The sequence below is a fragment of the Persicobacter psychrovividus genome (assembly GCF_036492425.1).
Lineage (GTDB): Bacteria > Bacteroidota > Bacteroidia > Cytophagales > Cyclobacteriaceae > Persicobacter > Persicobacter psychrovividus.
In genome coordinates, this window is the sequence record NZ_AP025292.1 from 1,846,587 (window position 1) to 1,859,908 (window position 13,322).

The window sequence follows — 13,322 nt, forward strand, 5'->3', positions numbered from 1 at the left end:
ACGTCCCTGCATCACCCAATTTCGTAATCTAAATTGCATAAAAATCATGGTAATCCTGTAAATCAAGGTAATCATGATCAAAACACCCTCCAACACCTATCACCAACCTAAAACCACCCAAAGTGACCGCACCTAAAAAGAAAAAAGCCTCGATCAATTCTATTAAATACGCCTTTAAAGAGATCATCTACCCAAGAAGAAAAATCCTTTTTCTCGGCTTGGTTTTGATTGTGATTAACCGCTTAGCTGGATTGGTTTTGCCTGCAGCATCCAAGCAACTCATCGACGAAGTCATTACACCTGAACGCCTTGATTTATTGAAATATGTTTTGATAGCCGTTGGAACAGCCGTATTGGTGCAGGCGCTGACCTCTTTTTTCCTTACCCAATTATTAAGCGTCGAGGCACAAAAATTAATCGCTGAATTGCGCATCAAAGTACATCAGCAAGTAATCAAATTACCTTTGGATTATTTCGATAATACCAAGTCGGGCGAGGTGGTCAGCCGCATCATGAGTGATGTAGAGGGTGTCCGAAATTTGGTTGGAACAGGATTAGTACAGCTTATCGGAGGACTCTTAACCGCCGTTTTATCATTATTCTTGCTGATCAATATCTCTCCAAGCCTGACCGCCTATGTCTTAATCCCTTTGGGGCTTTTCGCCCTGATCTCCATGCGAGCATTCAAATACATCCGTCCGATTTTTCGGGAACGATCCAAAATCAAAGCCGAAGTTACAGGTCGATTGACCGAATCTATCGGAGGAATTAGGGTGGTAAAAGGCTTCCACGGCGAAGATTTTGAAATCAGCATTTTCGAGGAAGGTGCCTACCGCTTGTTTAACAATGTCAAAAAATCATTGATCTCCACCTCCATCATCACCTCCTCTTCTACCCTTTTACTGGGCTTGGCATCGACGGGCATCATGGGCTTGGGTGCCTATCGCATCATCAGTGGAGAAATGACCATCGGAGACTTTTTTGCTTTCACGCTCTACCTCGGGTTTATGGTCGCTCCGATTGTTCAGATGAGTTCGATCGGCACACAAATCACCGAAGCTTTTGCAGGACTGGACCGCATGGAAGAATTGTTCAAACTCGACAAAGAAGGCGAAGAGGAAGACCGCAACAAAACACTCGATCGACCCAACGGACATTTGGTATTTGATCAGGTGAGTTTTGCTTACGAAGAAGGAAAAGAAGTATTGCACAATGTATCTTTTGATATGCCGGCAGGGAGTGTAACCGCATTGGTCGGGAGTTCGGGTGCAGGGAAATCGACCATCGCTGGACTGACCGCAAGCTTTCTGCAAGCCACCGACGGCAACATCAGCATCGATGGCATTGATCTGAAAGAAATCGAACTGGATGCCTATCGCCAACATTTGGGATTGGTATTGCAGGAAGACTTTTTATTTGAAGGAACGATCCGAGAAAACATCATCTTCGCAAAACAGGACGCCACAGATGCCGAACTGCAAAATGCGATCAAGTCCGCCTATGTCAATGAATTCACCGACCGATTTGATGAGGGTATCGAAACACTGATCGGCGAAAGAGGCATCAAACTTTCGGGCGGACAGCGTCAAAGAATCGCCATCGCCCGTGCGATCCTTGCCGACCCAAAAATCTTGATCTTGGATGAAGCTACCTCAAGCCTTGACACCGAAAGCGAAGCCCTGATCCAAGCCTCTTTGAACCAACTGATGCACGGGCGAACCACCCTCGTAATTGCTCACCGCCTGAGTACCGTCCAAAAGGCCGACAACATTTTGGTGATGGAAGACGGCCAAATCATTGAGAGTGGCAACCATCAGCAATTGATTGAAAAGCAAGGGCGATACCATCAGCTGTTTACCTATCAGAGTAGGATATAAATATTGTCACACAAAATCGGTATTTTAAGACCATGATTTCCTTGATTTAAAGGATTACCATGATTCTTATTCGGAAGAGATAAAGGAATATAGATCATCGTTACGGGCTGACCCAATGTTATTAAGTTAGCAGATTATCCTGTAGAGACATTATTTTTAACGTCTAACAAAATGCTGATTTTGAAGGCTTCCCTTTGATTTACTCAAATAGTTACGTGAGTCGTTAAGAATAACGTCTATACCAATCATGGTCAAAAATAATCCTTGAAAATCTCCTACAAACTTCCTTACCTTCGTGCCATGAAAACGGTTATCCTAAAAATTGTCATTAAAAAGCACGGCAACGCCATTCCTTTATCGGTCGATCAGCACCGCAGAATCCCCTGCTATTCTCTGAGCAGTTACGAATTCGAAGAGAAACTTTTTCAGATAGAATACAACCCACAGAGTGGTGTCACGGAGGCGGCCGTCATTCAAGAACACCTGATTTCATTGCACAAAAAATTCAAAATTCACCGTTTCGAAATATTGAAATAATCACCTACCCGCTTGAAAATATCAAACAGAATTGAATAATATTTGATATTTTATCATAAATTAGCTCAATTCATAAATAAAACACCAATTGCCTAACCCATGGAAACAGAACACAATTTTATCATCGACTTCGATAGCACCTTTATAAAAGTTGAATCTTTGGACTATATGGCCGAGAAGGCCTTTGCTCGTGAAGATGAATCTGAAGCAGCGCATTTAAGTCAGCAATTCAGGGCCATCACTGATCAGGGAATGAGCGCCGAGATCACCTTTGAAGAATCCATCAACAAACGCCTTAATTTCCTTAAAGGTGACCGCAAATTAGTGGCTGAAACGGTCGAAGAACTTAAAGGACTGGTAACGGAATCCTTTCGCGCCAACCGCAAATTTCTCGAAGACCATGCCGATAAAATATTCATCGTTTCCAATGGCTTTATTGACCTGATTGCCCCAGTGGTGGCAGAGTACGGCATTCCTGAATCCAATATTTACGCCAACCGTTTCATCTACGGCCCTGAGGATCGTATTATTGGGATGAACAAGGAAAATCCTTTGAGTAAAAATCAAGGAAAAGTAAAGGTTACCAAAGCCTTGAGCCTTGAGGGATTTGTTTATGTGATTGGTGACGGATATACGGATTATGAAATTAAAGAAGCGGGCTTGGCGACCAAGTTTTATGCCTTTACGGGGAATGTTAGCCGTGAGAAGGTAACCGCTGTCGCAGATCACATCGCCCCATCGTTGGATGAGGTGCTGTTTGATTTAGGTATTGAAGGCGCTGTTTCCTATCCAAAATCGCGTATTAAAATTTTACTGCTTGAAAACGTTCATAAATCTGCGGAAGAACGCCTGCGTGATGAAGGTTTCGATGTAGAAACCTATGCCGCAGCGATGGATGAGGACATGCTGATTGAGCGCATTAAAGGGGTGTCGATTGTCGGTTTACGATCGAAAACACAACTTACCCGCCGTGTCATTGAAGCGGCAGACCGCCTGGTAGCAGTGGGTGCTTTTTGTATTGGAACCAATCAGATCGATTTGCCTGCCTGTACTGAAAAGGGTATTGCAGTCTTCAACGCACCATATTCAAATACACGCTCGGTAGTGGAGTTGGCTTTGGGGCAGATCATCATGCTGATGAGAAATGTGTTCGACGCTTCGATGAGCATGCACTCTGGAAAATGGAGCAAAACTGCTGAGGGCTGTTTTGAAATCCGTGGAAAAAAACTCGGCATTATTGGTTACGGAAATATTGGTGCACAGCTGAGCATTTTGGCGGAAGCAGCGGGTATGGATGTTTATTATTATGACCTGGAAGAAAAATTGCCTTTGGGTAATGTAACCAAGTGCGAAACGCTTGAAGAGTTGCTGCGCCTTTCTGATGTGGTCAGCCTGCACGTAGATGGGCGTCCAGACAATAAGAATGTCTTCGGCGAAAAGCAATTCAGCATCATGAAAGATGGCGTGGTATTCCTAAACCTGAGCCGTGGCCATGTTGTGGATGTTAATGCCCTGAAAAAGTACATTGACAACGGAAAAATCCTCGGCGCCGCTGTGGATGTATTCCCGACCGAACCACGCAGCAATAAAGACCCCTTCGAGTCGATCCTTATAGGTTGCCGAAACACCATCCTGACTTCGCATATTGGTGGGTCGACATTGGAAGCTCAGCAAAATATTGCCGCTTTCGTTCCTTCAAAACTCATTAATTATATCAATGCTGGAGAGACGCTTAACAGTGTCAACTTCCCAGAAATTAAGCTGTCGAAAATTGATGGCGCCCACCGCCTGATGCATATTCACCGCAATGTGCCAGGAATCTTGGCCAACATCAACCAGGTATTCGCCAAACATAAGTGTAACATCCTGGGGCAAAGCCTTAAAACCAACGAGTCAATCGGTTACCTGATCACGGCGATTGATAAACAATATGATGCGGAAGTCGTAGAGGATTTAAAAAACATCCCCGATACGATCAGCTTCAGAGTTTTATATTAAGCCATGATAAAATAAGCAAAAAATATAGACAAACCCTGCCAGCACACTCATTGCCTGTCAGGGTTTATTTTTTTCTTGAATTCATGACTTTCAATATTGCATCGACTGATACGGGGTTGAAGTAATCACTTAACCCACTCCCCCACTATGAAAAAAGCACTGATCACGGGCATCACGGGCCAAGATGGCGCCTACCTCGCCGAATTATTGCTCGAAAAAGGATATGAAGTTCACGGGATTAAGAGAAGAAGTTCTCTGTTCAATACCAACAGGATCGATCACCTCTATCAGGATTTACACCAAAAAAATGTCCGCCTGAAATTGCATTATGGCGATTTGACAGACTCGATGAACCTCACAAGAATCATTCAGGAAGTTCAGCCCGATGAAATTTATAACCTCGGCGCCATGTCCCATGTGAAGGTCTCCTTCGACACCCCAGAATATACCGCCAATGCAGACGGAACAGGCACCTTGCGAATTCTCGAAGCCATCAGGCTGTTAGGGCTGGAAAAAAAGACCCGTTTCTATCAGGCCTCCACGTCGGAGCTCTACGGAATGGTGCAGGAAATCCCACAACGAGAAACCACGCCCTTTTATCCCCGCTCCCCTTACGCAGTGGCCAAACTGTATGGCTACTGGATTACCGTTAATTATCGCGAGGCGTACGGAATGTATGCTTGCAACGGCATCCTGTTCAATCATGAATCTCCTTTGAGAGGCGAAACCTTCGTTACCCGTAAAATTACTCGCGGAGCCTGCAAAATTGCCCTCGGCTTAGAAGACACCATCTTTTTGGGTAACCTTGACGCCAAACGGGACTGGGGACATGCCAAAGACTACGTTAGGGCAATGTGGCTGATGCTTCAGCAGGATGAAGCCGAAGATTTTGTTGTTGCCACGGGGAAAACCACCACGGTCAGGGAGTTTATTCAAAAGACGTTTGCTGAACTGAAGATCGAAATTGCTTTTGAAGGGGAAGGTATTAACGAGGTTGGAAAAGTAGTCCAATGTAATGGAGAATATCAGCTCGAAAAGGGAGCGACAGTGGTTCAGGTCGATCCAAAATATTTCAGACCCACAGAAGTGGAACTACTGATCGGAGACCCTTCTAAAGCAATTGACAAGCTGGGTTGGACACTTGAGTATGATTTGGATGGCCTTGTCAAGGATATGGTCAGCAACGACCTTGAGGTGTTCAAACGAGATCAGTTCCTCGAAAATGGCGGCCACAAGGTGTACCGACAATATGAGTAACGATTGATACAACACTACGGGGCGGCTTCAAATTTTAGCCACCACTTTATATAGAGTCTCGAAAGGGGCTCTTTTTTTGTGCCGAAAACAGGCATCAGGCGATCCAATTGAAATCAGCAGCTTAGACAGCACCCAAAAGCACATTGAAATTCTGAGCTCCGAGCACCATCCATATCGCTCTCCCCCCATCAACTGCACTCCCATATTATGAAGGTCGTAATATGACCTCAATATGACGAGCGAAAATTACGATACTCCCTCAAAAAGCCTTTTTAAGAAGCTAAAATCAACAATACAAATTAACACACTCTCTGAAAAACAGAAAAATCAGAATTTTATTTCACCGCTATAACCATTCCCAAATTTTCTTTTGAATAAGCCTTAAAAACCCCCAATCAGCAGGTTAAAAACCCAAATACACAAAGTACGACAATTGTCATAAATATTAGAATATTAATATTTTACAATAAAAGCAAAATTATGCTTCTACAGGTGCATATTACCGAATCATCAATAGAACAAGCCTCCCATTCACAGAATATATATACAGTAGGCCATTCATTATCAAATCAACACTAAAAACCCACTGAATTAACATTATCATAAACAACAGGCGATATTTACCGATATTATTAACACGAGCCACATATATCAAACTTTTTTTAAAATATTTTAAAAATTTTTTAGTCTACTTTTGAATCACAAATCGAAATTTTCATTCTTAAACTACGCCAAAACCAAATAAATTTTGGTCTTTATCATTATTGCAAAATATAGGCTGACGGGCTGAATTTTATGATAAAATGAAAAGTTTGCCCTTTATAAATTACTATGTACATTTGTAATGTCATCAGAGAGAAACAAAGCGATGACAGTTGAACATTGAATTTTAAATTGTACGGTCATGAAAGCCATCAAAATTTTAGTAGCATTATTCTTATTAAGCGGGAGTGCTTACGCTACTACTCCACCATCTACTGCCAATGAAGTTGTAGCGGAGGCGAACATGAATTTAATGATCGTGAGCTTTGATCACACCAACAATGAGTTGGTGATTTCTGATCAGCAAAACACGACCGTAGATTACAATACAATGATCGACTTGAACAAAGCAAATGATCTGGCGTACCGCACAAGAATCTACCGTTACTTCGGTGGTTTACTGAAAGCCGAAACAGAAAAATTTGCAACGATCCGTTACAGCAAAAATGGATCAACAACAACGGTTCCTTTCACCCGCCAAAATTTATCTCAACTGGTGGAGAAAGCAATCAACTAAAAGAAGAAAGTAATAAGGTTAAAGGATAAGCATTAGAGGCTCCTGCGAGACATCGCAGGAGTTTTTTTTATGCAAAAAATCCTATTCACACCACGCTAACCCTTTTCCCACACTGTATAATCAGCAGTGCTGGAAAGTCCCATACATGGTAGAAATACATATATCGTCTATATTGCCAACTTCGCAAGTTTCGAGTATGTTTACCTATCAATTTTATGACAATCATAATAAGGTAAATTTTTTTGAAAAATTTTATAACTTAGTTAAAGACCCCAACCTTTTTCTAACCCCTGTTATTGGTGTTAAACCATAGAAAATATCGCAAAATGACCCACTGTCAGAATGTCAATTTTAGACACCATTCTAAGGGTTTGTTAATCTAAAAATCCTACTTACCTTTGATACATCGAAACAGTAAAACAACGTTCTGCGAAGGACTTCAAAAATTTTTTTTATACTTTAAATTTACCGTTATGAGAGCTTTAAAATTATTCATCGTGGCTTGCCTTACAGTAATCGGATCAACTGCAATGGCTCATAACAACAACACTGCATCATCAAGTTCAGTCGTTGTAGCTTTCAACAAATCAAGCAAGACTTTGGAAATTGCCAAGGCTGGTGAGATTAATGAAAATATGAATACGGTAATAGATCTGAATCAGATTGACAACCTGAACTACAAAGCAAAAGTATATCGCTATTTTGGAGGAATCGTTCGCCATAACGCGATGGGTTTCGAAACCATCAAAATCAATGATGGTGCAAATACCAACGAAGTGGTTTTCAACAAAGAAAATTTGGCGGAGATTATCAATAGCTTGATGAAATAGGTAACCGATCATCGGTTTGCACTACAGCCCTGAGAGTGAACAAATTCCCTTGGCTGGACATAAAAAGAAAAGGCTTATCCTCAGTGGTTAAGAAATCAAAATACCACCCGATACAAGTCGGCAAACACGGATCACCTACCTGCAATTCAATTTTGATACGCATTAAAATAAAAGCTCAATCGCTTAATAGATTATAAAAGGCACTGTCAGTTATTGACAGTGCCTTTTTTGCGTCATTGCAGAACAAAGGAATCTCAGGAAGGTTTTTTAAGTACATTATTCCAGAACCTGCCAGATGTACTATAAACTAAAAAGAATACTTGCCCCTATTGACTTTTCCGCACAGGACGAGCAAATTATCACCTTCCTTTCTGCCATTGCCCGTATGGTTGACGTCGAGGAAATATTTTTCCTGCACGTCATTCCACAAGATCATTGGACTAAAGAGCCTGGCTATAGCACTGGCCAAAGCATTGAAGAACTCCTTGAAAGTAAATTCGCAACAGGTGTTGCCGAACACTTCAAAGATCACCCTACGCAAATACACTTTAGAATAAAACATGGAAGCAAAGCGGAAACCATTGTTACTTATGCTAAAAATAAAATGATCGACCTGATCGCCATTGGAAAAAAACGCTTCCGACCTGACCCCTCCCCTAAACCCGTTCCTGAGGAAGCACTGAAATACAGCCATCCAATAGAATTCTTGACCTCCTCGCCCATTGTCGAAAAAGAAAGCAGTGGCTATCTTGTGCGTAAAGTCGCCAACATGTCCCCCTGTTCCATGCTCATTATTCCCGAAAACCTACCTGCGACTATTTCTCACGTGATTGTGCCCGTGGATTTTAATGATGCCTCAAAAGTGGCCATGGAGAAAGCCTATGAGATTTCATTTCAGTCTGCTAACAACCCAAAGATTGACTGCCTGCACGTTTTCAGTGCTCCTATCAATGGTTTTCATACAGGAATGAACTATAAAGACTGGATAGATTCTATTGCCGAGGGACGGCGTCGAGCATTTGAGGATTTTTTCAAAAAGACAAGAATCCCTGAAAGGTCGGCCGTGAATTGCAAGTTTATTCACGACCCTGAGGGGGACTCGGCAAAAGTGATTGCTCGCTATGCGCAACAAATCAAAGCTTCTGCTATTTGCATAGGAACGGAAGGCCGCTCCTTTTTGGCAAGCCTGATTCTCGGCGATGTCGCCGAACGATTATTGGCCTACGAACTCCGCCAGCCATTATTTATTATTAAAGACCGAACAAAAAATATCGGTTTCTTCGATGCACTCTTCAAACTGTAATCGAATGGCAACTTAAGCACACAAAAAATAACTTCAATCAATTTATGCTCGCAAAGGTTTTGCGGGCATGGTTGATTTCCAGAATTTTTTAAATTCCACATAAGGCCTTAACTCTTCGCCAGCTTCCACGCCTTTATTTGAATTGATCGGAAAACCAGAACGGTCATACTGTTGTTCTTGCTTGATTTTCTTCCACTCCGTTTTTTCTTTTTTCTTCTTTTTTCTTTTTGACTTTCGCTCATCAACACCAATGCCGAATACCGCACCCGTGGAAAAGAGCATCACAAAAATCAATACTGCGGTGCTTTGTAATTTTTTTCGCATACCTATGGTTTAATAATAAATTTGATTGATTACTAAACAATAACTTACTGAAGTAAGGTTTGGTTCACCTTTCGCTCATAATCCCTTGCCAACAGAAGATAAGTCGGACAAAAGCACGAATTAATGATCTTTTGTAATTTGCAAATCGTAAAATTTGGATAAACTATCCTATTTTTGGAATCATTCCCAAATTGAATATTTAGACATGACAAATAACCCACTTTTAGTAGCGCATTTCGAGCACCCTTTAGAAGCGATCCCATTTGATCAGATTAAAGAGGAACATTTCTTGCCTGCGCTTGAGGAGGCCATCCGTCAGGGAAAGGCCGACATCGAGATGATCAAAACGCAAAAAGAAACGCCTTCCTTTGAGAACACCATCGTAGCACTGGATCAGGCAGGGAAATTGGTAGGCCGAGTCTCATCGATCTTTTTCAATCTGAATTCCGCAGAAACCAATGAGGAAATTCAAAAGATAGCACAGGAGTTTGCTCCCAAGCTGACCGTTTACAGCAATGAGATTTCCATGGACGAAGCCTTATTTGAAAAAGTAAAGCAGGTGCATGACCATACCGATAAATCATCGCTTACTGCTGAACAGCAAACCTTATTAGAGAAAACATATAAAAGCTTTGTCCGAAATGGTGCCCTCTTGTCCAAAGAGGACAAATCACGCTTAACGGTCATCAATACGGAGCTTTCTAAGGCTTCCCTGGAATTTGGAGAAAATGTATTGGCTGAAACCAATAAATATGTCAAATTCATTGACAACAAAGAAGCCTTGACTGGACTCCCAGAATTCGCCTTGGAAGCTGCTGCGGAAGAGGCCAAACAAAAGGGCAAGGAAGGCCAATATGCACTCACCCTGCAATACCCTTCTTACATTCCTTTGATGACCTATGCCGACAATAGAGAATTGCGAGAAGAGCTCTTTATGGCTTCAGGTCAAAAAGCATTCAAGGGTGATGAACTCGACAATCAGGAAATCATCAAAAAGATTGTGCGCCTTCGCCACGAGAAAGCACAGATTTTGGGCTATGCCACCCATGCTGACCTGACCCTCGAAGAAAGAATGGCGGGCACACCGCAAACAGTAACCGCTTTCTTACAGGATTTAATGGAAAAGGCCAAACCTGTTGCGGAAGAGCAGGTCGCTGAGGTGCGTGCCTTTGCGCAGAAAAATGGATTGGAAGGCGACCTTCAGCGGTGGGATTGGGCGTATTACGCCGAGAAATTGAAAAAGGAAAAATTCGCCATTGATGATGAGGTATTGAAGCCTTATTTCTCTTTGGAGAAGGTAGTCAATGGCGTTTTTGAAACGGCCAAACGCTTGTATGGCATCACTTTCAGCGAACGAAAAGACATCCCCGTGTATCATGAAGAGGTTACCGCTTATGAGGTGAAAAATCTCGACGGCAGCTATGTCGGTTTGTTCTATGCGGACTTTTTCCCACGACAAGGAAAACGAAATGGTGCTTGGATGACCTCTTACCGAGATCAATCGAATGTAAATAGTCAGCAGCAACGTCCACATATCTCGATTGTCTGTAACTTCACCAAACCAACGGCCACCAAGCCAAGCCTGCTGACGTTCAACGAGGTCACCACCCTCTTTCATGAGTTTGGCCATGCGCTACACGGCTTACTGGCCAACACGACCTACAGCACCCTTTCTGGCACGAGTGTTTACTGGGACTTTGTGGAGCTTCCGAGTCAGGTGATGGAAAACTGGGCTTATGAGAAAGAATGTCTGGACTTGTTTGCTCAGCATTATGAAACGGGGGAGAATATCCCTATGGAATTAATTCAGAAAATTAAAGATTCGGCCAACTTCCTTGAGGGATATCAGACCATGCGACAGATCAGCTTCGGGCTCCTCGATATGGCCTGGCACGGTACTGTTCCCAATGAGGACACGAAGGTGGCTGATTTTGAAGGAACGGCCATGGCTGCTACGGAATTATTCCCAAAGGTCGAAGGCACCTGCATGAGTACCGCCTTCAGCCACATTTTCCAGGGAGGATATTCGGCAGGTTACTATTCGTATAAATGGGCAGAAATTCTGGATGCTGATGCATTTGAAGCCTTCAAAGAAAAAGGGCTTTTCGATACTGAAACTGCTCAGGCGTTCAAAGAGCATGTGCTTTCTAAAGGTGGCAGCGAACACCCGATGATCCTGTACAAAAGGTTCCGAGGACATGAACCCAAGACTGATGCATTATTAAAACGGGCAGGATTAGCGAAAGCTTAGTGCGTGTTGAATACCATCGGCCTACTATACAAAAAGCCACCGTTGAAAAACGGTGGCTTTTTTTGGGGAAGCTTCAGCTCCTTCCCCCTATATCCTTAGTCGGTTGGTCGTCAATTTTAATAAAACAGCTCTTCCTTATAGAATGCTGGACAAGGCAGTGATTTATAATTATCACGGTTTCTTTTCAGTGGGTGTCGCTTGATCAAAATTTTGATGGATACCTCATGGGCACCACCGAAACTTTTACTTCCCGTACCTCCGAGCCCGAAATCGAAACTGTAGCCGAACTCAAAAATATCATAAGTCAAGCCCATCGTCATGACAAGTGCCTGATTATTACTTACTGCTTCAGGATAAAAAGGAATCGGCACCCCACGGTACCACATCCCGATCGTTACTGGGTAATGGTAATATTTTATCCCTGCGGAAAGGGTTTCAAAATCCCCCTGACGCTCATAAATCATACTTGGTGACACTGCCAGGCTCCGAAGCTTGGAGTTGAAAACGTTTTCCTTAATCTTGAAATTCCCTCCTACGGCAAAAGTGTAACGGATAGGTATGGAACTGATTCCCGACTCCTGAAAAGATAAAGTGGGACGCGCCAAATGATAAACGGCACCTGAGAACCACAAATTCCGAGTGTAAACCACTACGCCAGTATTCACATCGAAGCTGTTGTAGGTACCAAGGTTATTCTTAATGTCGGGAGGAATAGGATAAGTACCTTCCCCATCCACAAATATCAGCTTATCCATGTCCAAACTTCGGGAACCCGCAACAAACGAGACACCTGGGCGGATAATCAGCTTATTCTGAATCCGCAACATATAGGAGTACATAAAATTCATTTGGTTGGTGGCCAGGTTAGCCGTACCGATACGGTCTGAAGTAGCCATAATACCGAAACCACTATTCAGTTTCCTGACATTATAATCCCACGAAACGGCATGGGTTTGCACCGCCTGTGGTAGTTGCGGCCACTGCACACGGTTGTTCATCGTTACCCTGTGGTAAGGAGTCGCGCCAACAAAGGCAGGGTTTATATAAAAAGGGGCATTATAGAACTGAGAAAACAGAAAATCCTGCGCTTGAAGTTTTTGGCAGCATAGTGCACTCAGCAAAATAATAATGATTGTACATTTTTGCCTCATAGGTTGATATTTGTGACCAGAACAAGCGTAAGATTACGGCTATTTTGTCCTGATTTATTTATTAATATAAAAGAATATCCTTTGCTCCAACGGCCTGAACCGAATAAAAAGGGCTTAAAACATCTTTCAAAAACACGAAATTTAACAGCAAAACCAATAGCCCAATAGGACTAAATCACAAGCTATCAGTTCAAAGCACTTTATTTTGTAACGACAAAGCACTCGGTTTTGCATTATAATTCATTTAAAAAGTAATTGCTTAAAATGGCATATCCTTACAGGAATAACCGATTTCGTAAATCAACAGTAACACAACAAATGTAAAAATCTTTCCCTACTTTTGTGCCTATTATCATAATATTATAAGATAAATCATATAGATTTTTAGCAATAGCCCGCAATTTTAATGGCATTGAAAAAAGGTAACCCTACTAAAGGTACTATTCTTCATCATTTTACAACATAAAAAAAGCCAAACGCAAAAGTGCATTTGGCTTTCTAATGTATTTATTGGG

The 13,322-nt window shown here is 42.3% G+C and carries 10 protein-coding genes; 8 read left to right on the plus strand and 2 right to left on the minus strand.

Annotated features, from left to right (window positions below; genetic code table 11):
• Window positions 1-122 precede the first annotated feature (122 nt).
• From AABK40_RS07885 to AABK40_RS07915, 7 genes are all read left to right on the plus strand, one after another.
• The gene (locus AABK40_RS07885) at window positions 123-1,877 is read left to right on the plus strand and encodes an ABC transporter ATP-binding protein (protein WP_338396695.1); all 1,755 of its coding nucleotides are present in this window, start codon (window positions 123-125) and stop codon (window positions 1,875-1,877) included.
• 300 nt (window positions 1,878-2,177) lie between these two features.
• Window positions 2,178-2,414, plus strand: coding sequence for a hypothetical protein (locus tag AABK40_RS07890; protein WP_338396696.1), 237 nt, complete (start codon window positions 2,178-2,180; stop codon window positions 2,412-2,414).
• A gap of 99 nt (window positions 2,415-2,513) precedes the next feature.
• Entirely contained in the window at window positions 2,514-4,412 is a 1,899-nt protein-coding gene (serA, locus tag AABK40_RS07895) for a phosphoglycerate dehydrogenase (protein WP_332919209.1), read from the plus strand.
• A gap of 147 nt (window positions 4,413-4,559) precedes the next feature.
• The gene (gene gmd / locus AABK40_RS07900; protein WP_338396697.1) at window positions 4,560-5,669 is read left to right on the plus strand and encodes a GDP-mannose 4,6-dehydratase; all 1,110 of its coding nucleotides are present in this window, start codon (window positions 4,560-4,562) and stop codon (window positions 5,667-5,669) included.
• A 904-nt stretch (window positions 5,670-6,573) separates the two neighbouring features.
• The gene (locus AABK40_RS07905) at window positions 6,574-6,948 is read left to right on the plus strand and encodes a hypothetical protein (RefSeq protein WP_332919207.1); all 375 of its coding nucleotides are present in this window, start codon (window positions 6,574-6,576) and stop codon (window positions 6,946-6,948) included.
• 473 nt (window positions 6,949-7,421) lie between these two features.
• Window positions 7,422-7,778 carry a hypothetical protein gene (locus AABK40_RS07910; RefSeq protein ID WP_338396698.1) on the plus strand — a complete coding sequence of 119 codons (357 nt, stop codon included), beginning with the start codon at window positions 7,422-7,424 and terminating at the stop codon, window positions 7,776-7,778.
• Window positions 7,779-8,073: 295 nt separating this feature from the next.
• Window positions 8,074-9,081, plus strand: a complete 1,008-nt coding sequence (locus AABK40_RS07915; RefSeq protein ID WP_338396699.1) for a universal stress protein — start codon at window positions 8,074-8,076, stop codon at window positions 9,079-9,081.
• A gap of 42 nt (window positions 9,082-9,123) precedes the next feature.
• Here the strand turns inward: AABK40_RS07915 and AABK40_RS07920 are convergent, their stop codons facing one another.
• On the minus strand, window positions 9,124-9,405 hold the full coding sequence (locus AABK40_RS07920; protein WP_332919204.1) for a hypothetical protein: 282 nt from the start codon (window positions 9,403-9,405) through the stop codon (window positions 9,124-9,126).
• Between the two features lie 205 nt (window positions 9,406-9,610).
• Here AABK40_RS07920 and AABK40_RS07925 point away from each other — a divergent pair, with 205 nt between their 5' ends.
• Window positions 9,611-11,656 carry a M3 family metallopeptidase gene (locus AABK40_RS07925; RefSeq protein WP_338396700.1) on the plus strand — a complete coding sequence of 682 codons (2,046 nt, stop codon included), beginning with the start codon at window positions 9,611-9,613 and terminating at the stop codon, window positions 11,654-11,656.
• A 116-nt stretch (window positions 11,657-11,772) separates the two neighbouring features.
• On the opposite strand, the gene AABK40_RS07930 is transcribed toward AABK40_RS07925, so the two are convergent.
• Window positions 11,773-12,807 (minus strand): PorP/SprF family type IX secretion system membrane protein, encoded by a 1,035-nt coding sequence (locus AABK40_RS07930; RefSeq protein ID WP_332919202.1) that lies wholly within the window; start codon window positions 12,805-12,807, stop codon window positions 11,773-11,775.
• Window positions 12,808-13,322 lie beyond the last annotated feature (515 nt).